The following is a 24,073-nucleotide window of genomic DNA, read 5'->3' as shown; positions in this document are numbered from 1 at the left end:
TACAGAAAAAAACCCTTATTATATGATAGCATCATTAAAATTTTTTTTAACGATACCCTTTCTGATAATTGGAACCTGTTTGTTTGCAGCGGATTCAGCTTATGTAAAACTTAATTTTGATACTTCATTACCATTGGGCAGATTTTCTGTAGTGATTAATGATGGAATTACAGCATATAATTTCAAACCGAAAAATGATGAATATTGGAAAGGAGAATTGTTCTCTCCATTTGGGTATATTTCAATCAGATGTATAAACAGTGATACTACCAGTGCAGTTAAAAATTTTTTCTTTGCAAAAGGCAAATTGGACATTTTTATTAAACCAGCTAAAGATGAAAAAGAAATCTTTTCCATTGATGAAAAATCTTTAGAAAATTTGATTTCATACAACAAAATGGGTGGTGACCTTTTGGATTCATTTATATCGAAGGAAAACAAGAAGTTTTGGGATTTTTATCATGCAAACAGAGCTCAATTCAATGATAGTCCCTGGCTGGTACACCAGGCGTTTTTGCTTTCTGACACCGTAAATTATAAGAAAATTGAGTTCATTAAAAAATATCCAGATTCTTTCATGGCTTTCTGGCTTTTTGAAAGCCATATTGTACATACAGAAACAGTAAAGCCTGATACGCTTATGAATTTATACAATACAGTATTGACTGACAGGTATAAAAATTCTAAAGCAGGTGCCTTTATTGCTTCATTAATAAAAAATAAAATAGCAATTACCTCAAATGCGAATTTTCCAGATTTTTCCGTTTCAGATATTCGTGGAAACAAGGTTGAATCGTCAAAGTTGAGGGATAAGCTTGTATTAATTCAATTTTGGGCATCCTGGTGCCGCCCATGTTTGGAAGAGCTGCCTGTTTTAAAAGAATTGAATGAAGAATATAAGGATCAGGATTTTAAACTTATCTCGTTTAGTATTGACGAAGACTCAACTGCTTTTCAAAAAGCAATTGAAAAATATTCCATGAACTGGACACAAATTTTTAAAGGCATGCCTCTTTTTAATTCTTTGGGAGGAAGTGGAGTGCCTCAACTTTATCTGATAGACAAATCGGGACAAGTTATTTACAATAGGGATACAACAAATGATTCGGATTTGGTTTTATTGAGAAATATATTATCGGAGCATTTAAAAAATAAATGAGTTACTTTCTTGTAATTAACAAGCCATATTAAAGGAAAAAAAGATTTTATAGTTTATGCAAAGCCACTGGTTCTAATGCAACATCTTCCTTCTAAAGCCATCTCGTTTTCTTCTGCTACCCGCATTTCATCGCTCGTCATGCGGCTCCCATCATGGCTCCAGCCGGGCGGGCCAAACAAATAGCCGAGCCTTTGCTTGAAGCTGATGCCTTTTTGAAAAACGTCTTTCCACATCTGCGCCCATTCATGAAAAATAATGGTTACGGCATTTAGGTTTTCAATGTTTTTAGTAAGGCCATATTTTATGGGCTGGTATTCCTGTTCGGGCAACTCCTGTTGAAAGGTCCCGAATAATTTATCCCATACAATTAAAAACATGCCCATATTTTTATCCAGGTATCTTGGGTTGGAAGCATGGTGTACGCGGTGATGCGAAGGCGTAACAAGTATATATTCCAGCCAGCCCATTTTATTGATCATTTCCGTATGCACAAAAATGCCCCATATTTGCGTGGCAGAATACATAAATACAATGTCGATGGGTTTAAAGCCCAGCCAGGCCAATGGTATAAAATAAATAAAACGGTACAGCGGCTGAAACACAGATGAGCGGAAACCCACAGAAAAATTTAATTTTTCCGAACTGTGATGCGTAACATGTGTTGCCCAGAAAAAGCGGACTTCATGGTCGAAGCGGTGCAGCCAGTAATACAAAAAATCTTCTGCCAGCAATAATACCAGCCAATATAAGAAAGCATTATGCCATTGCATGGCAGCATGCAGAAAAAAATATTGCAGAATGGCAAGATACACGATACGAAAGGCAAGGTCAATACCGGAATTCACCAGCATTAAATACAGGTTTGTAACCGTATCTTTTAAAGTATAAGCTTTGCGATGGCTGAGATGTGAAAGCAAAATCTCAAGCCCGATTATAATAAAATAAATGGGGGTTGAAATTAAAATAAGCCATTGTTCCCTTAAAGCATCCATCAAACAGTTTTGCAGCAGTTTATTTAAAAGTGCAAAAATAACTGATGTGTTGTGAAAGGCACGTTAGAAAAATTCAGGGAAATTTAAACAGCAGATTTACCTGTATTTAAACCCTATATCTTCATAAGATTTTTTTTGGTTATCACTATTTAGTGTAGTTGCATAAATGGTTTTTCCCGTTTTACAACTACAGGCAGCACAAGATGCATCGCCGGCACTGGTTTGTTCTATCGACAATCCGGCAATATATAGATCATGTGCATTTAAATAACTGGCTACATTTTCCAGGGTTACACTATCGTCGCCACTGGTTTCCCAGGGATCGCTGCATTTTGTTTGTTCGTAATAAAAACCAATATATTCATGTTTTCCAAGAGATTCTTTTTTAGAGCACGCATAAAAGGCAATTGCGGTGATACAAAAAACAGCCAATTTAGTTTTCATTGTTAAAGTATTATATAAATCCTGCCAAATGACAGCAGCTTATTTAAAAACGTTGGAATTGCTTGTCAAAACATTTCAGCTTCCAATACCTTTGCTTTTATGCAGGTTAAAACAGATAAACTTCAACTGAAAAAATATAAGCAATTCTTGCAGCGCGCTGATAAAAACAAAGTGCTGAAAGCTTTGCCCGCATTGAATGACGAAGCCTTTGAAAAAATAAACTGCCTTGACTGTGCTGCCTGCTGTAAAAACTATTCACCCCGTTTTAAAACGCCGGATATTAAACGTATCAGCAAACATTTAAAGCAAAAGGAAAGCGATTTTATTGATACCTATTTAAGGCTGGATGAAGATGGCGATTATGTGGTAAAATCTTCCCCCTGCCCTTTTCTTGGCGCCGATAACTATTGCAGTATTTACGAAGTGCGCCCTTCTGATTGTGAACGTTTTCCCTATACAGATGAAGACGTGTTTATAAAGCGGCCAAACATTACTTTAAAAAATGCGGAGTTTTGCCCTATTGTAGTGCATGTGCTGGAGCGGCTGGTGTGATGAATTATTGCGGCGGTTTACCAGTCTCATCAATCCTTCATCAACGCTTCATCTTTAAACGGAAATTCTTTTTGATAAAATGCTTTAATCACATAAGCGATTATTCCTGCCAAAATAATTACACCTGCAATCAGCATCATCCGCACTTCTGTAGAATAAAAAATAAACAACCACATCGCAATAGCCAGCAATACAGGCAATGGAAACAAAGGCATTTTCCATTTAAAAAAGCCGCGCCCTTTGCGTTTGTGCAATAACAACAAGCCAATGGCCTGCCCCACAAATTGTATCAATATGCGCATGGCGAGAATGGCAGTAATAACATCGCCCAGCCTGAAAAGCAAGCTGAAAACAAAAGCAACGGCGCCTAATATCAGCAAAGAAATATAAGGGAAGTTTTTGGTGGGATGCAGTTTTGCAAATACAGAAAAAAATGCACCGTCTTTTGCCGCCGCATAAGGTATGCGGCTATAACCAAGTGTTGCGGAAAATACGGAGGCAAATGCCACCCATAAAATAATGGCCGTTGCAATCATGGCGGCAGTTGGCCCTGCAATTACATTAATGTATTCACTCACCACAAAGCTGCTTCCCGCAATGGTATGTAAAGGCAAAACCGAAGCCACGCTTACATTCATCATCAAATACAAAAAACAAATAACGGCAATGGAAATGAACATGCTTCGCGGAATATTTTTTTCAGGATTAATGATCTCGCCCCCCAAATGGCAAACATTATAATAGCCTAAATAGCTATACACCGTTTTAACGCAGGCAAAACCCAATGCCGCCGCAAAGCCACTGTTGAGTTCAATATTATCATTTAAATGCTGCAAAGGCATCGCTACATTGCCATGCATAAACGCGCCGATAATTATCCAGCCCATTATTACAAATACCCCAATCCAAAGCAATACGCTTATTTTACCAATAGCTTCAATTTTTCTATACAACAAAAAAACGATAAGCACCACTACAGCGCCACTTACAATTTTGCTTTCAAACCCGCTTAATGGAATGAGATAATTAAAATATTGTGCAAAGCCTATGGCTGCAGAAGCAATAACCAACGGCGCCTGTATCATGGTTTGCCAGACAAATAAAAAACTCATCGGCCTGCCCCATTTTTTACCGAAACCTTCTTTCAAAAAATTATAGCTGCCACCGGCTAACGGAAAGGTTGCGCCTAATTCGCTCCACACCATGCCGTCAATAAAAGACAGGATAGCGCCGGCAATCCAGGCATAAAGAAATGAATATTCTTCATGCATTTTTTCAACCACAAAACTCATAACCACAAACGGGCCTATGCCCACCATATCAATCATATTGATGGCACTGGCCTGTAACAAACTTATTCTCCGGGAAAGGTGTGCACTGCTCATTTTAACACGGCAAAATAATAGTATTTGTTTTGAATGCAAGCTATTTGCCACAGTTGCTTTATTTTGCTTTGCAATAATTATGTATGGCTGAAAGTATATATACACAGGAGTGGAAAAGCAGCGCCAGTATTTATGAAGTAAATATTCGACAGTTTACTGCGGCAGGAACGTTTAAGGCATTTGCCGCGCATTTGACGCGCCTTAAAAACATGGGCGTAAAAATAATATGGCTGATGCCCGTAACGCCAATAAGTATTGAAAAAAGACAAGGTACATTGGGCAGTTATTATGCCTGCAGCGACTATGTTTCCATTAATCCTGAATTTGGCAGCCTGGATGATTTTAAGGATTTGGTGAAACAGGCGCATGATTTAGGTTTCACATTAATTATTGATTGGGTTGCTAACCATACCGGTTACGATCATCACTGGGCAAAAGAGCACCCGGACTGGTATGAAAAAGATGCTGCAGGCAATTTTGTTGAACGACATGGCTGGGCAGATGTAATTGATTTGAATTATAAAAATAAAGACCTGCGAGCCGCCATGATTGCAAGTATGCAATACTGGATAAAGGAATGCGATATCGACGGCTTTCGCTGCGATATGGCGCATTTGGTACCACTTGATTTTTGGATTGAAGCCAAGGCGCAATGTGAAACCATCAAACCATTATTCTGGCTGGCAGAATGTGAGGTGCCCGAATATCATAAAGTGTTTGATGTTACCTACGCCTGGAAATGGATGCATGCCACAGACAAACTGGTAAATAATTTTGGCAGCCTGCATAATTTGAAGGTTGTTTTAAAAGAATACCAGGATTACCCGCCGGGCGCATTAAAACTGTTCTTTACCTCTAACCATGATGAAAACAGCTGGAACGGAACAGAATATGAGAAATATGGAGCGGCTGCCGCTATGCTGGCCGTATTTAGTTTTGTATGGCCGGGAGTACCGCTTATTTACAGTGGCCAGGAATTGCCGAATTTAAAGCGGCTTAAATTTTTTGAAAAAGATTCTATTGAATGGGCTGAACCCTTAAAACGCGAAAACTTTTATACAAGCCTGCTGCAACTTAAATCTTCAAATACTGCTTTACATGATGGCGCCTGCATGAACGTGTTGCCTAATGAATATAACGATCACATCTTTGCCTTCCTGCGTTACACAGAAAAAAACAAAGTGCTTGTTATAATGAATTTTAGTAACAGCGACAGGTTGCAGTTTAAAATAGAACACCCATTAATTAAAGGTGACTTTACACACTTGTTTTCAGGAATGACCTATAAACTTGGCGAAGTTCAAAGTTTTGAGTTGCAGGCATGGGAATACCTTGTATTTGTTCAATAAACCGGTGAAACTATTTTGTAAATTTTGATGAAGAGGCAATAAAACAAAAAAGCCCCGCAATAGCGGGGCCCTTTAAACCTATTTTATTATGATTATGATTTTGTTTGAACGTCACCATCAATAGTAAGTATCACCGGGTATTTAACATTAAGAAATTTTACCGTAACCCTTTTGGTAAATTTACCGGGGCTTTCAGCGTTATAGGTAACCTTTATTGTTCCGTTTTTACCCTGCTGAATAGGTGTTTTTGGATATTCCGGTGTAGTACACCCGCATTCTGCCACCGCGGTTTCAATTATCAGTGGTTTGCCGGTATTATTGGTAAATGAAAATTCAGTGGTTGCCGGTACGTGTTGTTTTATTTTACCAAATGAATGTGTAGTGGCTTTAAACACATCAATGCTGTCTGATTGCGCATTGGCGCCTGTAATAAACAGGAAAGCAGCTATACAGCTTAATATAATTTTCATATTAATTTCCTCCTTGTTTTAACTGGCTAACCGCGCCATTGGCCGGTGCAGCATTATCGGGCGCTTTAAAGGTTTCACCGTGAAATTTAATAACCTTGCTTAAACCGCCTTTAAAATATAGGGTTACCACTTTACTGAAAGCGCCTTCTGTATAACCGTTAAAACCAATGGTTATATCAAAATCCTGGCCGGGTGCATAAGGGCCGGGTTTCCATTTAGGCGTGGTACAGCCGCAACCCACTTTCACGTCTTCAATTGCTATAGAATCGGCAGAAATATTTTTCATATCGAGATTAAATTCTGCAGGTTTTCCATAAGGTATTTTACCAAAATCGTGGTCTGTTTCCTTAAATTGTATCACTTTTGAAATGTCTTCCACCGGTTGCGGATCCTGCTGGGCATTAACAGAAATTACTCCGGCTAATGCTATCATTAGGGCAAAAACTTTTTTCATGCAAATTGTTTTTAAATAATTGGGCTAAATTAAAAATTATTTACCAAGTGCTCAATGTGAAAGTATAAGACTTTCTCAATTCAACCTGTTAGTTGGCTTTTTTTCCTAAAAGTTTAATCAAAATAAAAAATGATAAAAAAAACTAACGGTAGTAAGTTTTTGTAAATACATTTGCCCTTTCTATCTGTTTAACTAAAAAAATTCTATGGCAGTTGAAACAGCTTTTGTACCAGCCGCACAGTTAAAAAAGATCGGGCTGACCGTACCGCACATTCATTACCAGCTTTCACCGCATGAACTTACAGCACAAACTTTACACCGCAGGGAAGGCGTGCTCAGCAGTTCCGGTGCCTTATGCGTGCTAACCGGCGCTTTTACAGGCAGAAGCCCTAAAGACAGGTTTTTTGTGGCCGATGCAATTACAAAAAATAGTATAAACTGGAGCAATTTTAATATTGCTATTGATGAAAAATATTTTTTTCAATTAAGAGAGAAATTAACACAGCATCTAAATTCACAAAAAGACATTTGGGTGAGGGATTGCTATGCCTGCGCTGATGAAAATTACAGCTTCCCTATCCGCATAATTAATGAAAACCCGTGGAGCAATTTGTTTGCCTACAACATGTTCATACGGCCAACCGAAGCAGAACTGGAAACATTCAGGCCCGGCTGGCATATTTTACAGGCGCCATCTTTTAAAGCTGATCCAAAAACCGATGGCACACGCCAGGAAAACTTTGCTATTATTTCCTTCACTCATAAAACGGTTTTAATTGGCGGCACAGGCTATACCGGCGAAATAAAAAAAGGGGTTTTCTCCATTTTAAATTACCTGTTACCGCGCAATGAGGGTGTATTAAGTATGCATTGCAGCGCCAACATTGGTAAAAAAGGCGATGTAGCTGTATTTTTTGGTTTAAGTGGAACGGGCAAAACAACGCTGAGTACAGACCCGGAAAGAGAGCTCATTGGCGATGATGAACATGGCTGGACAGATACAGGTGTTTTTAATTTTGAAGGCGGCTGTTATGCAAAATGTATTGACCTGAATAAAGAAAAAGAACCTGAGATATTTCATGCCGTAAAGCCGGGTGCGCTGGTGGAAAACATAACCTTCTTTGATGGCACCAATGAGATTGATTTTTCCAGCAAAAAAATAACGGAAAATACAAGGGTAAGTTACCCGCTCGATTTTATTTCCAATGCCGCACATCCCAGCATTGGCGGAACACCAAAAAATATTTTCTTTTTAACCTGTGATGCTTATGGCGTTTTGCCGCCAATAAGCCTGCTTACACCGGGCCAGGCAATGTATCAGTTTTTAAGTGGATATACGGCAAAAGTTGCCGGCACAGAAGAAGGCGTTACAGAACCAAAAGTTACTTTCAGCACCTGCTTTGGTGCGCCGTTTTTACCATTGCATCCCGCCTGCTATGCTGAAATGCTGGGCAATAAACTAAAAGAACATAATGTAAATGTATGGATGGTAAATACCGGCTGGATTGGTGGCCCTTATAATGTTGGAGGCCGCATTAAGTTAAATTATACACGTGCCATGATAGGTGCCGCTTTAAATGGCAGCCTTAAAAAAACAGCATTTGAAAAACATCCTGTGTTTGGTATGATGATGCCCAGCACCTGCCCTGGCGTGCCACCGGAAATATTAAATCCGCGAAATACGTGGTCGTATAAAAATGAATACGATGCACAAGCGAATATGCTTGCCGGTTTATTTATAAAGAATTTTGAAAAATATGCGCCAAATGTTACACAAGAAATTTTAAATGCGGCGCCCGTAGTTGTCTAAATTATCTGTTTGATTTATTTTATGAGAAAACAAAAGAGGCTGCCTTAAAAACAGCCTCTTTCCTTTTTACAAGTAATACAATTTTTAATTTACAGGTATATCCTGTTGTGGCGTTTCCTTGCCAGGTATTACCGGCAGGCTTATCTGCAATACACCATCAATATAATTTGCCTTGATATTGTTTGTATCGATGGAATCATCAATAGTAAATGTGCGTTCAAAACCACCGCGGCTGTATTCTTTTTTAAGCCAATCCGGGCTTTGCAAACCTTCCTGCGGTTTATAAGAAACCACCAGTTCGTTGCCTTGTGTTTTTACATTGAAATTTTCTTTAACCCTGCCCGGTGCAAAAACCATTATTTCAAAACTGTTTTCAGTTTTATAAATATTTACCGGCGCACGAAATATTGATTGCATAAACGGATGATAATGCCTTCCGCGGGCAGCACGCATAAATGGCGCAAATGAATGTTTGTTGTACATACTTCTCTCTTTTTTTACTATAATTAATAACTGTAGCCTGAGTCCCTGTTTTGCCTGTTTTCATTTTGCAGGTTTTTATCATCATTGTTGCGATGATCATAATAACGGCCGTCGCAGTGATGAAACCGTTCATATCGTGCAAAGCGGTTATGATAATAACCAGGCCCGCCAAATGCCACGTTTAAACTTATAATGGTTATAATAGCTGCTATAAACCCTATAAAAAATAAACCACCTCTTCTCATGATTGAAATGTTTTAAAATGATGTAATTATTCAGATGCAATGTTTGTTTTAAATAACTCATTTTCCATTTTCTGAATGAAAGTTTTACGTTCTTCTTCGCTCATGTTTTGCCAGCGTTGCGTGTAAGAAGGGTTCCAGAAATGATGGCTGCCGAAATTGTTGCGGCCATATCCTCTCCCCCATCTTCCCCAGGCAAAAAACCTGATGATAAAGAATATAAAAAAGAACCCGAAAAAGAAACGGAACGGGAATGGAATGAAAAATAATACTGCACCGGCAAGTATGCCAAATGCTATTGCTTTTAAAATTTGTATCGTCTTCATAAAATAAATTTTAAATAGTATTTATAAGGAAGACGAGCAAGCGAAGAAATTACTTTAAAAAAGAGAAGAAATTTTGTTGAAAAAAAACACTCAATTATTCATCCTGGTGATTGATGAAATATTGAGTGCTTATTACAAATGAAAAGGACTGTATGCGAATGATGTATGGGAAGGATCAGTTTTCCGAAGCTACCCATTTTTTGGCGGCTTCAAGTTCTGATAATTTGAATCCTCTTGTTTCACCGGGAATCATAACGCCGATTTTATCGGTGATAGCTTCTACTGCGTGTTCATCTGTTACAATGGCAATTTTTTTCCAGCCCCTGAAGTGTTTCAGGCCCGTCCATGCATCTTCTATCCATGCTCCAACAGAAAAATTTTTCACAGGCGTTTCCAGCACATACAAAAAGTGAATATGGCCATGGGCTTTATCTATCCTTTCAATCTCAGGCATTAAAACATTTTTGTAATCATCTTTATCTATTTCGCCTGTGGCTTTAAATGCAGCAACATAATCGGGTACATCTGTAATTTTCGTTAACATAATAAAACAATTTAGTATGCCAATAAACTACAAAACACCTGCCATTTATATTATCAGCTCACACGTTTATTATGAAGCAATTTATCAATGGCATCATTGAAGGAGCCGGCGCGCATAACTTCACCTGCATTTACAAAATAGATTTCATCGGCATTCTCAATGGTATTAAGCCTGTGTGCTATGATAATGCGTGTTGTGCTTTCAGGGAGCTTGTTTAAAATATCTTCCAGCAGTTGTTCGGTAACCGTATCGATGTTTGCAGTGGCTTCATCTAAAATCAATATCTCAGGATTGCGCAATACGGCCCGCATGAATGCAATCAGTTGCTTCTGGCCAAGGCTGATATTATTACCGGATGATGTAACTTTTGTTTGCAAGCCGTCTTCAAAAACATCTATAAGGCTTTGCAGGTTTGCTGTATGAATAAGTGTTTCCGCCTGTTCATCCGTATAATTTTTATAGGCTTCATTGCCATATAAAATATTATCTTTTACCGTGCCTGTAAACAAGAAGGGTTCCTGCAATATAAATCCGATTTTTCCGGAACGTTCCTCTGGTGTGTACGTGCGGATATCTTTTCCATCCAGAAAAATTGTGCCCTTTACAGGATCGTATAAACGTGCAATTAAAGAAGCGGTTGTTGTTTTTCCGCCACCGGTTGGCCCTACAAATGCATACGTTTTTCCTTTGGATAATTTGAGTGAGATATCATGCAATACTTCTTTGCTGTCGTAACCAAAATGCACATGTTTAAATTCGATCAACGCATCAGATGCAATTGAATGATTGTTATTAATTGTAACAAGATCTGTTTGCATTGAAAGTATTTTCGATATCCTGTCCCATCCCGCCATAGCCACCTGGAAGTTTGTCCATAAAGCAGCCAATTGCCGCAGCGGGTTGTAGAAATAAGTAACATAAGCCAGGAAACTTACCAGCAGGCCAATAGAAAAACTTCCGTTTATAATAAGATAAATGCCAAGTGTTAACACTATTAATTGCGCAAGGCCTGAAAAGAAACTATATACCGGTAAAAATAAATTATTAGCCAGCCCTGCGCCAACAGCTGTTTTATAATTCTGCTGGTTAACTTCATCAAAACGTTCCCTGAAATAATCGCGGCGGTTGAAGGCGATGATCACTTTAAAATTGTCAAGGCTTTCCTGTATTTCGCCGCTTAAGCTGCCAACACTTTTAAGATTGGTTGCATTCTTTTTCTTTATCCAGGGTGACAAAAGCTTTGTAAAAATAAAAATGAGCAAAGCCGGTGCAAGCGCTGCCGCACCCAGCTCAACGTGTATGGATAAAAGAAAAATACCGGCGCCGGCCATAGTCATAATGCTGCCAATAAACTGCATAAGGCTTTGGGAAAAGAAACTGTTTATCTTATCCGTATCATTATTTACCCTTGATATAAGATCGCCGGCTTTATTGGCATTAAAAAAAGCTACAGGCAACGATTGCAGTTTATGAAAAATAGTGTTGCGCAGAGTAAATAACATGCGCTGGCTGATGCTTCCCATTATCTTGGTTTGAAAATAACTGGTGAACAGGCCCATCAGGTAAATCACCAATAGTATGGATGAAAAAAACAGCACACCATTATAGTCTTTATGCTGTACATAGCGGTCAATGGTATAACCAATAAGCAATGGCCCGATAAGATTAATTATGGCATTGAGCAATATGATAACAAATGCCAGCACCAGGTTCTTTTTTTCATGCGCTATTAACTGCAACAGGTTCCTGAGCGCAGGCCAGGTAGATATTTTTTTCTTATTATCAACGGTTTCATTAAGATTGTAATTCATAACTGCTGGTGCTTTTTTGTGAATTCAATAGTTGAACATATTCAGGGCTGGTATGCACCAGTTGCTCGTGTTTGCCTGTGGCAATGATTTCGCCTTCCATCAATAAAATTATCTGGTCGTATTCTTCAACGGTTGCCATTTTTTGTGTTACAGAAATCAATGTAAGGCCTGGATAATTTTTTTGTATGTTATCAAGAATTTTCTTTTCCGTATTGTTGTCAACACGCGATGTAAAATCATCCAGCAATAAAATTTTAGGGTTTAATGCCAGCGCCCTGGCCAGCATAATTCGTTGCTTCTGGCCGCCAGAAAGGCTTGAGCCGCGTTCTGAAACAATGGTATCCAATTTATCGGGAAGGCTGTTAATAAATGTTTTTAATTCGGCGGTTGAAACAGCATTCTCCAGAGATTCATCTGTAACTGTATCGCTGAATGCAATGTTCTCGCGTATGCTCATATTGAAAATAATACTATCCTGGAAAACAAAACCCACCTGCCTGTGAAAAGCTTCACTGTTATATTCTTCAATCGTATGCCCGTCGAATTTTATATTGCCCGAAGCAGGTTTTATTAAACCGGTAAGCAGGTATAATAATTGCGTTTTACCGGCCGCTGTAGGACCGATAATTGCTATGCGGGAAGAAGGCTTAACGCTAAAGCTGATATCTTTTAATACAGGCGTTTGGCCATAAATAACATTTACATTATCAAGCTGCACTGCACCTTCAAGCGGTTTTGTTATTGTTCCGGATTCAGGTGGATCGGGCGCTTCAATTATATTGCTGATGCGTTGGTACGAAGCTGTTGCCTGCGCAATTACATTACTCATAAAACCAATAACAAGCACCGGGAAAATGAGCATGGCAAGATAACTGTTGAAGGCAGCAAAATCACCAAGGCTCATGCTGCCTGAAATAACAAAATGACCGCCTAATGCCAATATGGTTAATGCAGCCATGTTTGATGTGAATGTGATAACGGGAATGAGGCCTGCAAATAATTTTAATATAGATAAACCAAAATCCCTTGCTTTTGTATTGGCTTCAAGAAATTTGTTGTATTCTGTTTGCTGTGAATTGACCACGCGGATAATAGCAGCGCCTAAAATACTTTCATTAATTACTTTATTCAGCCAGTCAATCACAGCCCGGCTTTGTATAAATAAAACCCTCACTTTTTTTAATACCACAAAAAAAGTAACGCCAATTATTGGAATGATGGCTATAACGCATAAAGCAAGTTTCCAGTTAATGGTAAGCAACAAAATACTTGCGCCGATTATAATGAATGCAGACGATGTGATGGAGACTATTGCCTGGGAGACAAACATTTTTATGGAATCAACATCGGCAGTGAGATTGGTTAGCAGTTTGGATGGATTAGCTTCTTCAATAAAAGCATAAGATTGTTTTGAAATTTTATCAGACAACTTTGTACGCAGGTCTCTTGCCACCCGTTCGGAAGCATAAGTTTGAATGATGCTTTGCAGATATGAGAATATGAATATGCTCACAACTGCTATGAGAAATTGCGTTATAGTTGTTGTATAAGAAAAATGCGCTGCACTAAAATTGTCAATGCCGGATGCTATAAGCTTTGGTATTAATAAATTTATCCCATTGCTTAAAAGCGTGAACAGTATTAATAACAATACAATGCTTAAATAGGGTTTCAGCAAACTTAATATGCCTGGTTTTTTCTTCATGTTTAAGTTGATAGTTTAAGCGTTGACCTCAATAACCAATCAAAAGTTGCAACTGTCTGCGTATATAAAAGATGCAAAAATATCTTTGTTTGCTATTGCAGGCTTTTATCTTTTAGGTTTAATAACAAAAACCGTAGGTAAATAATCAAATTAAGCAGGCGAATGCATTTTTATTCCTGCCGTGGCTTTTGGCAGCGCTGCCTCAGTGCTTCGCGGAATTTTGCCCTTTCTTCATCACTCATATTTTTCCATTTCTCCCGCAACTGCCAGCCGCCGCCACGCCGCCACATTTCAGGCCCGCGCCCAACAGGCGGCCTTCCCCGGAAACCGCCAAATAATATTTTTGATAAAATAAATAAGCCAAGTGCCTGCCAGTAATTAAGTGTTGATGCGTGAATAGCAACTGGCATAATTGCATTCCATAACAACATCACAATAAGCCCTGCCAATAATATCAATGGCAATATTAAAAACGGGAACGGGAACATTCTTTTATTGCGTGGCATAAAATGTATTTTAGTAATTTATGAATTCATTATATAAGTCTTCAAGCCTTTTGCGTAAATGATTTACTGCATACCGCTTTCTTGATATGATTGTTTTTAAATTTTCGCCCTGCATATCGGCAATCCGCTGCAGCGTTTTATCTTCCAGTTCATTTAAAATAAAAACATCGCGCTGGCTTGCGGGCAGTTCTTCCAGCGCATTAAAAAACGCGTCCCAAAACAGTTGCTGCAATTCCTTTGTATCGGCATTACCATCATCTTCCGCCATTAAAATATCAGCAATATTCAATGCATCTTCATCTTCTTCCATGCCGGCATAATCTTCAAGGCTTTGTTCTTTTTTCTTGCGGTATTTATCGGTTATTTTATTACGGGCCACACGGTGCAGCCAGCCACTCATGCTTTCAATTTCATCTGCTGCAGGCTGGTTGCTCAACTGGTACCAAACATCCTGCAAAATATCTTCTGCATCTTCATTGGTAGGCACACGGCTGCGTATAAAGCCAAACAATTGCTGGCCATATGATTTTATAATTTGTATGATATTATTTTTCTCCGCGGCTATTTCAGCCATGCCCGTAATTTGTAAAGAAGACGATTGAAAAGTAAAATTACTTCAATAAAGATGAGATTATTTTCTCTGAACCCTGATTTGGGCAGGTTAACAGATTGCACGGATTATTTAGTAATCATTATATATTTACAGCTCTTAATCAATAACCTCAATTGAATAAAAAAAACATTCTGAAGTATGACTGCTTTTACAGGCGAACTTGTAGGAACGGCTTTATTAATTATTCTTGGCGATGGTGTGGTTGCCAATGTTGTATTAAATAAAACAAATGGTTTCAGCAGTGGCTGGATAGTAATTACAATGGGTTGGGGTATGGCTGTTTTTACCGGCGTATTTGTGAGTGCGGCGGCGAGTGGCGCCCACCTTAATCCAGCCGTAACCATTGCACTGGCGGCAGCCGGAAAATTTAGCTGGAGCCTGGTTCCCACATACATTGCTGCGCAACTGCTTGGCGCTATGATAGGTGCCCTGCTGGTTTGGATAGCTTATAAGCAACATTTTGATGCAACGGAAAATACCGCCACCAAACTTGCTGTATTTTGTACTTCGCCCTCCATAAGAAACGCAAGTCATAATTTAATTACAGAAATAATAGGAACGTTTGTGTTTATCCTTGCGGTACTGTTTATTGTTTCCCCCGCTGATAAATTAGGCTCGCTTGATGCTTTGCCTGTGGCGCTGCTTGTATTGGGCATTGGCTTAAGTATGGGCGGCCCCACCGGTTATGCCATCAATCCGGCAAGGGATTTAGGCCCGCGCATTATGCATGCTATTCTTCCAATAAAAAATAAAGGCGGCAGCGATTGGAAATATAGCTGGATACCTGTGCTGGGGCCAATTACAGGTGGTGTGCTGGCTGCAGTGCTCTTTAAGTTTATTGGCTGATTATTTATTGAATAGTTGATAAGTTGACTGGTTGATAAAGTTGATTGGTAAAAATTTTATATCATTATTCATATTAACGATGTAAAAAATTATCCAAAATCTATTTCTGTATTATCGCCAATATTCAATGTGCGGCTTAAGCCTTTAACGCTGGCATCACTCCCAATAAGCGAATTATCAAGCACCACTTCAAAAAGGTTAGTATAAGCGCCCACAATACTATCGCGTATAACAGAATATTCCAGCGTGGTATTGGCACCAATGGATACATGCGGGCCAACAATAGAATTTCTTAACCTGCAGCCGGGGCCAATAGCTACCGGTGGAATGATAATAGAATTCTCACGCTGAAGATTGGTATCTACTGCCCCACCAAATTTTTTCAAGAGAATAGTATTGGTTTCAAGCAATGTTTCTTTCTTGCCGCAATCAAACCAGTTTTTTACCTTAAACGATTTGAACTTTACGCCACGCCGCATCATGCAATCCAGTGCATCCGTTAAATTATATTCACCAAAGCTGGTTATGTTTTGCGAAAACAATTGTTCCAGGCATTTAAATAAAACAGCAGTATCTTTTATTTTGTAAATGCCTACCAGCGCCATATTGCTTTTGGGAATAGCAGGCTTTTCAATTACATGCTCAATCATTCCTTCGCCGTCAATTTCAGCTACGCCAAAATTGCGCGGGTCGTCCACTTTTTTTACCCCAAGCAGGTTGCCCGGTGCAGTAATCACTTCTTTAATATTATACTCGCAAATAGTATCACCGAGCGTAACCAAAACTTCATCGTTACCAATAAAAGTTTTGGTTAATTCCACTGCATGGCCTGTGCCATGCCGTTCGTTCTGCTGCACAAAATGACAGGTAAGATGCGGGTATGTTTGCAGCACATATTCCTGTATCTTTTCGCCGAGATAACCTATTACGAAAATAAATTCATGAACGCCTGCCTCATGCAACTGGTCAACAATAAAGCTTAAAATTGTTTTACCGGCAATTGGAATTAGTGCCTTTGGCTGTGTATATGTATGCGGCCGCAACTTAGCGCCTGCGCCTGCAACCGGGATAATCGCTTTCATGGAGAATGTTAGTGCAAAATGTGAAAATTACACATTCTGCAACGGCGTGAAATTAATAACTTTTTCCACAAACAATAGAATTGTATTTTTTACATTTAATCCCCGCAAAGTTTCGCTGTGCATTTACTTTGTAAATGTTAATTTATTTTTACGATTGCGCCAGTTGTCTTGCATAGCGGCACGGTTGGCCGTAAAGATGCATATCATTCAAATAGCCAATGTTTAAATGATAAATCAATGTTCAATAATCAGTATCTAACCGTTTTGAAAACGATTATTTATTGTTTGCAGAGATCCCCAAATACCCCGACATTACTATTAACCACTAACGGTTTAAATAAGGTTCTTTTTTATGTAATCTATACTTTTTGTAATGCTGATGAAAGGATCACCAGGTGTTATGTCCTGCTCAACAAAGAAATATTTTAAGCCGGCTTTATTTGCGCCTTTAAAGATGGTTTTAAAATCAATCACGCCATTGCCCACTTCGGTAAAAGACTTTTTCGGTGTGTTATCCATATCTTTTATATGCCATAACGGGAAACGGCCGGGGTTTGCATTAAACAATGCTACCGGGTCGTGGCCCGCCCTGCTTACCCAGTAAAGATCAAGCTCAAATTTCACAAGGTCTTTATCTGTATTATTTAATAGTATATCATAAGGCAACTGGCCGTTATCTTCTGTAAATTCAAAATCGTGGTTATGATAGCATAACTGTATGCCTGCTTTTTTGCAGGTTTCGCCGCCCTTGTTTAAACGCTCTGCAAGCAGTTTATAATGATCAATATTGCCGCGTTCAGCCGGTGAAAGCCATGCACAAACCATGTATTTAACATCAACAGCCTTTGCATCATCAACCGCTTTATCCCAGTCATGCAAAATAGTTCCCATAACATCTTTGCCATTTTCCTTGTCTTCACCCAGGCGGTAATGACTGCTGGGCATAATTAAACCATTTTGTTTAAGCAATGCCGCAAATGATTTTGCATCCATGCCATAAAATTTTTCTGTGCCGGTATAGGTTGCGCCTTCAACAGAATTATAACCAATGGAGGCAACTTTAGCCAGTGTGCCAGCCGGGTCTTTTCCCATAGCATCCCTTACAGTATAAAGCTGTAAACCGATGTAGGAATTTTTAAAATGCATAGAGCCGGGCTTAATAAATAATGCAGCAGAAGCAAGGGATGTTGTTTTAATGAAAGATCTTCTTGTTGTCATGTTAATTGTTTGTCGGTAAGAGAGATATTATTTTAAAAGCACAGATTAAAGTTATTCACTTTCTGTTGTTGTAAGGTGTTCAATCTTTTTGTCGGGAATAATCCATACAATTGCTATGCCCACAAACAGGCAGCCTGAAATAATTGTATTTATATATGCTAAAGGCGCGGCAGCAATGTAAATAATAAAAGATATTATGCCCTTTCTGCGCTGTGCCATCATTATTTGTTTTAAAGCGCCCTCGCTTTTATGGCATTTGTCAATTGTTACCTGGAGTATGGTATAAGCAATGCCGCATACTGCCAGCAATATGCCGTATAATGCCACAGGTAACGGCTCATAATGATTTTCATCCATCCATGCAGTTGCAAACGGAATAAGAGAAAGCCAGAATAATAAATTAAGGTTTGCCCACATTATACCGGCGCTTATATGTTTCACCAAATGCATTAAATGATGATGATTGTTCCAGTAAATGCCAATATAAATAAAGCTTAAGGCATACGTAAGAAATATTGGCAAAGCCGTTTTCAAAGCCTGCAGGTTTGTTCCTTCAGGCACTTTTAATTCGAGCACCATTATGGTTATAATGATTGCGAGAACACCATCACTAAAAGCTTCGAGTCTTGTTTTGCCCATATTATTGTATTGATTGATTGTTAAGCGTTTCTTAGAAGCCCAATTGCCAGGCAGTTTTTTGTTTTGATGATGAAAGTTATACAGCAATTTAGTTGAGATAAAAATAATGGATAAAAGTTATTGCCTTTGCAGGAAGTTATGCGAAATGTTTTCATTAACTGATTAACATTATACCGGGTCAACATCAGGAACGATATCCACGCTGCTGTAACGCTTATTGAATTTTAAAATAGCAATCTGTTGTTCCGCCTGCACTTTACAATGATGTATAAGCTCTGAATTGCGTGGCAGTTTCAATAATAAATCCCAGATATACTTATTACGCAAACGGTTGATGACAGGCTGGGCCGGGCCTGTAATGTATGGTTCAAAATCTTTTTTAATACCCGCTGTAAAAATATTTGCCGCTTCTTCTGCAATATGGTTTTCCTTATGACGGAAAGAAAAATGAATCAATCTTGTAAATGGCGGGTAATGGTAAAACTGCCTGCTTTGAATATCGAAATCATACAAGGCTTTATAATCGTGTTCTTTTACAAACTTTAAAACCGGGTGATGCGTGTTGCGCACCTGTATTAATACCTTGCCGCTATCATTTTTACGGCCAGCCCTTCCACTCACCTGTTCCATCAATTGAAAAGCACGTTCATTTACGCGGAAATCAGCAAAATACAAAAGGCTGTCTGCATCTAAAATGCCCACAAGGTTTACATGTTCAAAATCCAAACCTTTTACAATCATCTGCGTGCCAACCAACAGGTTTATTTTTTGCTGTTCAAATAATTTTATCAGTGTATCATGATTGTTTTTGCCTTTCATGGTATCGTAATCCATACGGGCCACTTTTGCAGCCGGAAATGTTTCAACAACTAGTTCCTCCAGTTTTTCCGTACCAAAATTCCGCTGTTTAAAATCGTGGCTGCCGCATTGCGGGCAGGTGTATAAAACGGGATATTCAGTGCCGCAGTAATGGCAAACCATTTTATTCTTTGCCTTATGATATGTTAGCGTTACATCGCAGTTTTTGCATTGCGGAATCCAGCCACAAACATTGCAAACCATGTAAGGTGTATAACCACGCCTGTTTTGAAAAAGCAAGACCTGTTTATGTTGCGCCAGCGTTTCATCAATAGCTTCTTTCAGTTGCGGAGAAAGCGGCACCCGTTCTTTGGAAGCAATTTTTGTAAGATCAATTATTTCTATTGAAGGAAATACAGCATTGCCATAACGCTCTTTTAATTCAACCAATGCATACTTTTTTGTTTGCGCATTAAAATAACTTTCCACCGAAGGCGTGGCGCTGCCCAATAAAACTTTTGCACCACCGCCTGCATCAAATAAAGAGGCGTAATAAATTGCCGTATCCCTTGCATGATAACGTGGTGCCGGGTCCTGCTGCTTATAAGAGGCGTCATGTTCTTCATCCGCTATAATTAACCCAAGGTCTTTAAATGGCAAAAACAATGCAGAACGTGCGCCCAGTAACACTTTCAGCTCGCCACTTTTAATACGGTTCCATATTTCAACTCGTTCGTTTGCATTGAATTTGGAATGATATACGGCAATATAACCGCCAAAATGTTTTTGCAGCCTGCGTATAACCTGTGCTGTTAATGCAATCTCCGGCAGCATATATAAAACCTGTTTGTCCTGCTGAATATATTGTTCTATCAGCTTAATATAAATCTGTGTTTTACCGCTTGCCGTAGCGCCATGTAATAGACAAACATTTTTTTCTTTGAATGAACCATCAATTTCATTCAATGCGGTTTGCTGGGCAGATGATAAAGTGAAATCGATATGAACATTCTTTGGCAGGCTTCTTATGCGGTTGATGGAACGCTTTTCTGCAAGCAAAATATTTTTATCAACCAGCCCTTTTAATTGTGCAGCGGCCGCATTGGATTTTTTTAATAATGATGATTGTGTTACTTCACCTTCTTCCTTAATCAAATGCAGGTAAGATAAGAGCAATTCCATTTGCTTCGGCGCCCGGGTTGAAGTATTTAATAACCCGGCCAGCTTTTCTTCATCCTGGTATTGCGGATGAAGTGTAATATAGGTTTCTGTTTTCTCTTTATATTTTTCTTTCAGCTCTTCCCAAACATGGCAAACGTTTTTTTCAATCAGTTTTTTTATTACAGGATAAACGTGCGATGCATCAAGCAACTGCTGCACTTCACTCAGTTTTAATTCTTTCTTGATGCTTAATGCTTCGGCAACAATATATTCCTTGTCATTCAAATTGCTGAAATCTTCGTTGTGCTCATCATTCCAAACTAAAATAGTTTCACTTGACAATTTAAGATTGGCCGGCATGGCAGCCTGCATTACTTCGCCTTCACTGCACATATAATAATCTGCCACCCATTGCCATAACTGCAATTGCTGCCGGTGCAATAATGGCTCATCATCCAGGATATTAAGAATAGGTTTTGGCTGAAAATCTTTAGGTTTTTGATGAATGAGCTTTTTAATAATCCCAGAATAACGTTTATTCCTTAGCTGCACTTCAACACGAATACCCGGCTTTGCGGCTTGCTGAAATTGTGCGGGAATAAGCCATGTATAGGTTTGCGGCAATGCAAGCGGGATGATGATTTCGGCGAAAAGAGCATCCTTGGAGCCCCCTGCCCCTAAAGGGGGAAAGCCATCCGCAGTTGCGCCGTCGTTAAATTTTCTTTCGCCGCTATTTGTTTGAGTTGTACCAACATTGTTACTGGATGATTGCATCTCGTCAATTTTCTTTTTAATACTGGCTAAACAATTTCCGGCTTGTTTATTACCTCTTCATTTTTAAAACGTATAATCGCTATGCCAAGGCTTATTACATTAGCTTCCCTCTCAGCATCATTTCTTTTAACATCTTCTTCATTATGAACGGAACCATCAATTTCTATTATCAGCTTTAAAGTGTGACAATAAAAATCTGCAACATAAATTGACAAAGGATGTTGCCTTCTGAACTTTAATTTCCATTCATTGACTTTAAGATAATTCCATAATAACTCCTCTGCACGTGTCGTCTGGTTTCGCAAAGCTTCCGCTTTTTGAAATATAAGAGGGTGTGCTCCGTAATGCATTCCTTCCTTCCAATCTGGTTTAGGTGAATATTGAAATGAAATTTTATAAGTCAACATTGTTTGAAGCGCACAATTTTAATATTTATTCAGGCCTGGTATAAAATTAGGGAAGTTAAATAACTCCCTTTAGGCCTGGGGTTCATTTTCTATATCTCCTTAATCCTTCCTCCATAACATCATATACTTTTTGCTTAAGCAACTTTATATCCTGTTTGGCGGTATAACCTTCAACACTTATTTCATCTAAATAAACACAACGTGAAATCCCGGGTGTTAATGAAAAGATACTTTTCTGGTTAAGTCTTTTATAGTTATCAATAAACAAAATTGGTTTTATGGGCGTTTGCGTTTCAACAGCCGTGCGAAAAGCGCCATCATAAAATTCTTTTAAGAGGTTTCCGGTTTCATTAAATGTGCCTTCAGGAAAAATAAAAATAGAAATGCCATGTCCAATGGCTGCTTTTAAAGCCCGTAAGCTTTTTGCACGATGCGCCGCATCACTCCTGTCAACCAAAATAACGGCCACACGATAAATAAAACCAAAAACCGGGTAATGCACCATTTCATATTTACCCAACACACGCACCGGTTGGTGCATGCTCATTACAATGGAAGGAATATCCATGTAAGAAGAATGGTTGGCAACAAAGATGTACTGGTTATTCCTGCTATGCGGCGCCTCATAAATTTCCTTATGTTTTATACCAATAAGAAAATACCATATAACACCCCATACATGACATGTTTTATAAACAAGGTTTCCCGCTTTTACTTTACCCAGGGGCAGGTAAATAAATACCAATATAAAAACGATAAGCATTAAAGCAATGAACATAAGCATTGCATACAACCAATATAAAAGCTGAAAAAAGCGGATAATTATTTTCACGCAGTCAAAATAAGTATATCATCTGAATTCCGGAATTTATTCATTTTTCTGCGCATCGCCCTGTTTTGCATCACTGGTAGTTTGCTGTGGCTTTGCATCATCTTCATGCATTAATTCATGCTGATACTGGTCTTTAAGATGATGGTATAATGAATGTTTATCTACCAGCAGTGAAGCGATGCTTGCAACAAGTCCGGCAAACATTAAATGAAAAATAAGGTTATTGCGGTCAGTCATTTCCAAAACAAGGATGGCGCAGGTAAACGGCGACCGCGTAACGCCTGTGAGAAAGCTTACCATACCGCAAAGAATAATAATGTTGGCATCGCTGCCATTTAAATTAAACCAGCCTGAAACCAGCGAGCCTATGCTTGCCCCCGCACTTAATGCAGGCGCAAAAATACCACCTGCACCACCGGCAGTGAATGAAAAAATGGTGCCCGTTATTCTAAGCACCGGCATATACCAGGTAGTATATTTTTCTGAAGTAAACAACGCCTTCACCATTAAATCTTTACCGGAGCCAATGGCATCGGCGCTAAAGAAAAAAGCAAAGCTGGCAATAAGCAGCGCACAAAATACCAGGTATAAAACATGCTGGTATTGAAATTTAAATGTTGACTTCCATTTCTGTATAAGCAGTACAATACGGCTTGAGTATGCGCCAAGAAAACCGGCTACGGCGCCCACAACGATCACCAAGCTGAATATCCACCATGAAAGCGCATTAATTTGCGGGTAGCCTAAATATAAATAAGAACCTAAAAAGCCCTGTGCCGTTAAACCGGCAATAATAACGGCCGTAAATATGGCCGTTTTAAAATAGCTGAGATGTGTTTTGGTAAGCTCTTCAATAGCAAACACAATGCCACCAAGCGGTGTATTAAAAGCAGCGGCAAGCCCGGCTGCAGCACCGGTCATGATCATAATACGCTTTGAAATTTTTGGGTACCATGCAGGCAGCCACTCATTTACCTTCCTGAATATGGAACCGGCAATTTGTATGGTGGGCCCTTCCCTGCCTATAATGCCGCCGCCCAATGTCATAATTAAAGAAGAAATGATTTTTACAAAAATGACGGGAATGCTCAGCATCTTTTTTATTTTGCTGTTATACCTCGGCGTTGACAATTCTATAGCCGCCATAACCTGTGGAATACCGCTGCCTTTAGCATAAGGCGAAAATTTTGCAACCACCCACCATGAAATAATAAAACAAACAGGTGTTATTATAAAGAAAAGCCATGCATGTGTATCAAAAAGCCAACCTCTTATTGATTCTGCGAATGCAAACATTTTTGTATAGAGTACTGCAATTAACCCTGTTATAATTGAAGCAATCCAGAAGGGCACTGCCTGCAGAATATTACTTTTAATGTTTTCATTGCTGATGGCATCGAATGCACCCTTTAGCTTAAGACGGATATTGGTATAAATCTTCCTGAAAAAATCTTTCATTAAATATTTTTAC

At 38.9% G+C, this 24,073-nt stretch carries 25 protein-coding genes; 5 read left to right on the top strand and 20 right to left on the bottom strand.

Features of this window, described 5'->3' with window-relative positions:
• Window positions 1-22: 22 nt before the first annotated feature.
• Complete coding sequence (locus ACTHN6_RS04255; RefSeq protein WP_440434478.1) at window positions 23-1,159, top strand: TlpA family protein disulfide reductase; 1,137 nt, start codon at window positions 23-25, stop codon at window positions 1,157-1,159.
• 53 nt (window positions 1,160-1,212) lie between these two features.
• Here the strand turns inward: ACTHN6_RS04255 and ACTHN6_RS04250 are convergent, their stop codons facing one another.
• Window positions 1,213-2,151, bottom strand: a complete 939-nt coding sequence (locus tag ACTHN6_RS04250; protein ID WP_440434477.1) for a sterol desaturase family protein — start codon at window positions 2,149-2,151, stop codon at window positions 1,213-1,215.
• Between the two features lie 96 nt (window positions 2,152-2,247).
• Window positions 2,248-2,595 (bottom strand): hypothetical protein, encoded by a 348-nt coding sequence (locus tag ACTHN6_RS04245; RefSeq protein WP_440434476.1) that lies wholly within the window; start codon window positions 2,593-2,595, stop codon window positions 2,248-2,250.
• A 99-nt stretch (window positions 2,596-2,694) separates the two neighbouring features.
• Here ACTHN6_RS04245 and ACTHN6_RS04240 point away from each other — a divergent pair, with 99 nt between their 5' ends.
• A complete protein-coding gene (locus tag ACTHN6_RS04240; protein ID WP_440434475.1) occupies window positions 2,695-3,147 on the top strand; it encodes a YkgJ family cysteine cluster protein in 453 nt (150 codons plus the stop codon).
• 29 nt (window positions 3,148-3,176) lie between these two features.
• Here the strand turns inward: ACTHN6_RS04240 and ACTHN6_RS04235 are convergent, their stop codons facing one another.
• Window positions 3,177-4,532 carry an APC family permease gene (locus ACTHN6_RS04235; protein WP_440434474.1) on the bottom strand — a complete coding sequence of 452 codons (1,356 nt, stop codon included), beginning with the start codon at window positions 4,530-4,532 and terminating at the stop codon, window positions 3,177-3,179.
• An 83-nt stretch (window positions 4,533-4,615) separates the two neighbouring features.
• On the opposite strand from ACTHN6_RS04235, the gene ACTHN6_RS04230 reads away from it, so the two are divergent.
• On the top strand, window positions 4,616-5,881 hold the full coding sequence (locus ACTHN6_RS04230) for an alpha-amylase family glycosyl hydrolase (protein ID WP_440434473.1): 1,266 nt from the start codon (window positions 4,616-4,618) through the stop codon (window positions 5,879-5,881).
• A 92-nt stretch (window positions 5,882-5,973) separates the two neighbouring features.
• On the opposite strand, the gene ACTHN6_RS04225 is transcribed toward ACTHN6_RS04230, so the two are convergent.
• Window positions 5,974-6,351, bottom strand: a complete 378-nt coding sequence (locus ACTHN6_RS04225; protein ID WP_440434472.1) for a DUF1573 domain-containing protein — start codon at window positions 6,349-6,351, stop codon at window positions 5,974-5,976.
• 1 nt (window position 6,352) lies between these two features.
• Complete coding sequence (locus tag ACTHN6_RS04220) at window positions 6,353-6,805, bottom strand: DUF1573 domain-containing protein (protein ID WP_440434471.1); 453 nt, start codon at window positions 6,803-6,805, stop codon at window positions 6,353-6,355.
• Between the two features lie 205 nt (window positions 6,806-7,010).
• Between ACTHN6_RS04220 and pckA the strand changes: the two genes are divergently transcribed.
• Window positions 7,011-8,615 (top strand): phosphoenolpyruvate carboxykinase (ATP), encoded by a 1,605-nt coding sequence (gene pckA / locus ACTHN6_RS04215; protein WP_440434470.1) that lies wholly within the window; start codon window positions 7,011-7,013, stop codon window positions 8,613-8,615.
• Window positions 8,616-8,699: 84 nt separating this feature from the next.
• On the opposite strand, the gene ACTHN6_RS04210 is transcribed toward pckA, so the two are convergent.
• The 8 genes from ACTHN6_RS04210 to ACTHN6_RS04175 all read right to left on the bottom strand — a co-directional run bounded on the left by ACTHN6_RS04210 (window position 8,700) and on the right by ACTHN6_RS04175 (window position 14,806).
• Window positions 8,700-9,098: an Hsp20/alpha crystallin family protein gene (locus ACTHN6_RS04210; RefSeq protein ID WP_440434469.1), complete on the bottom strand. Its 399-nt coding sequence runs from the start codon at window positions 9,096-9,098 to the stop codon at window positions 8,700-8,702.
• 23 nt (window positions 9,099-9,121) lie between these two features.
• The gene (locus ACTHN6_RS04205; protein WP_440434468.1) at window positions 9,122-9,343 is read right to left on the bottom strand and encodes a hypothetical protein; all 222 of its coding nucleotides are present in this window, start codon (window positions 9,341-9,343) and stop codon (window positions 9,122-9,124) included.
• Between the two features lie 26 nt (window positions 9,344-9,369).
• Window positions 9,370-9,666, bottom strand: coding sequence for a hypothetical protein (locus tag ACTHN6_RS04200; protein WP_440434467.1), 297 nt, complete (start codon window positions 9,664-9,666; stop codon window positions 9,370-9,372).
• 175 nt (window positions 9,667-9,841) lie between these two features.
• Window positions 9,842-10,210, bottom strand: coding sequence for an STAS/SEC14 domain-containing protein (locus tag ACTHN6_RS04195; RefSeq protein ID WP_440434466.1), 369 nt, complete (start codon window positions 10,208-10,210; stop codon window positions 9,842-9,844).
• Window positions 10,211-10,263: 53 nt separating this feature from the next.
• Window positions 10,264-12,021: an ABC transporter ATP-binding protein gene (locus ACTHN6_RS04190; protein WP_440434465.1), complete on the bottom strand. Its 1,758-nt coding sequence runs from the start codon at window positions 12,019-12,021 to the stop codon at window positions 10,264-10,266.
• Window positions 12,005-13,726, bottom strand: a complete 1,722-nt coding sequence (locus ACTHN6_RS04185) for an ABC transporter ATP-binding protein (protein ID WP_440434464.1) — start codon at window positions 13,724-13,726, stop codon at window positions 12,005-12,007. Before ACTHN6_RS04185 ends, ACTHN6_RS04190 begins: the two co-directional genes overlap by 17 nt.
• Before the next feature lie 170 nt (window positions 13,727-13,896).
• A complete protein-coding gene (locus tag ACTHN6_RS04180; RefSeq protein ID WP_440434463.1) occupies window positions 13,897-14,232 on the bottom strand; it encodes a hypothetical protein in 336 nt (111 codons plus the stop codon).
• 10 nt (window positions 14,233-14,242) lie between these two features.
• A complete protein-coding gene (locus ACTHN6_RS04175; protein ID WP_440434462.1) occupies window positions 14,243-14,806 on the bottom strand; it encodes an RNA polymerase sigma factor in 564 nt (187 codons plus the stop codon).
• Window positions 14,807-14,983: 177 nt separating this feature from the next.
• Between ACTHN6_RS04175 and ACTHN6_RS04170 the strand changes: the two genes are divergently transcribed.
• Window positions 14,984-15,691, top strand: coding sequence for an MIP/aquaporin family protein (locus ACTHN6_RS04170; RefSeq protein WP_440434461.1), 708 nt, complete (start codon window positions 14,984-14,986; stop codon window positions 15,689-15,691).
• 89 nt (window positions 15,692-15,780) lie between these two features.
• Here the strand turns inward: ACTHN6_RS04170 and ACTHN6_RS04165 are convergent, their stop codons facing one another.
• The 7 genes from ACTHN6_RS04165 to ACTHN6_RS04135 form a co-directional block, all read right to left on the bottom strand.
• Entirely contained in the window at window positions 15,781-16,773 is a 993-nt protein-coding gene (locus tag ACTHN6_RS04165) for a sugar phosphate nucleotidyltransferase (RefSeq protein ID WP_440434460.1), read from the bottom strand.
• Between the two features lie 333 nt (window positions 16,774-17,106).
• Window positions 17,107-17,991 (bottom strand): sugar phosphate isomerase/epimerase family protein, encoded by an 885-nt coding sequence (locus ACTHN6_RS04160; RefSeq protein WP_440434459.1) that lies wholly within the window; start codon window positions 17,989-17,991, stop codon window positions 17,107-17,109.
• A 51-nt stretch (window positions 17,992-18,042) separates the two neighbouring features.
• Window positions 18,043-18,630 (bottom strand): TMEM175 family protein, encoded by a 588-nt coding sequence (locus ACTHN6_RS04155; protein ID WP_440434458.1) that lies wholly within the window; start codon window positions 18,628-18,630, stop codon window positions 18,043-18,045.
• Window positions 18,631-18,798: 168 nt separating this feature from the next.
• Window positions 18,799-21,363, bottom strand: coding sequence for a replication restart helicase PriA (gene priA, locus ACTHN6_RS04150; protein WP_440434457.1), 2,565 nt, complete (start codon window positions 21,361-21,363; stop codon window positions 18,799-18,801).
• Between the two features lie 26 nt (window positions 21,364-21,389).
• Window positions 21,390-21,770, bottom strand: coding sequence for an endonuclease domain-containing protein (locus ACTHN6_RS04145; RefSeq protein WP_440434456.1), 381 nt, complete (start codon window positions 21,768-21,770; stop codon window positions 21,390-21,392).
• 82 nt (window positions 21,771-21,852) lie between these two features.
• Complete coding sequence (locus ACTHN6_RS04140; RefSeq protein ID WP_440434455.1) at window positions 21,853-22,548, bottom strand: lysophospholipid acyltransferase family protein; 696 nt, start codon at window positions 22,546-22,548, stop codon at window positions 21,853-21,855.
• Between the two features lie 90 nt (window positions 22,549-22,638).
• On the bottom strand, window positions 22,639-24,060 hold the full coding sequence (locus ACTHN6_RS04135; protein ID WP_440434454.1) for a chloride channel protein: 1,422 nt from the start codon (window positions 24,058-24,060) through the stop codon (window positions 22,639-22,641).
• Window positions 24,061-24,073 lie beyond the last annotated feature (13 nt).

The organism is Parafilimonas sp. (genome assembly GCF_051953455.1).
Taxonomy (GTDB): Bacteria; Bacteroidota; Bacteroidia; order Chitinophagales; family Chitinophagaceae; genus Parafilimonas.
This window is presented reverse-complemented; position numbering and strand designations above follow the sequence as displayed.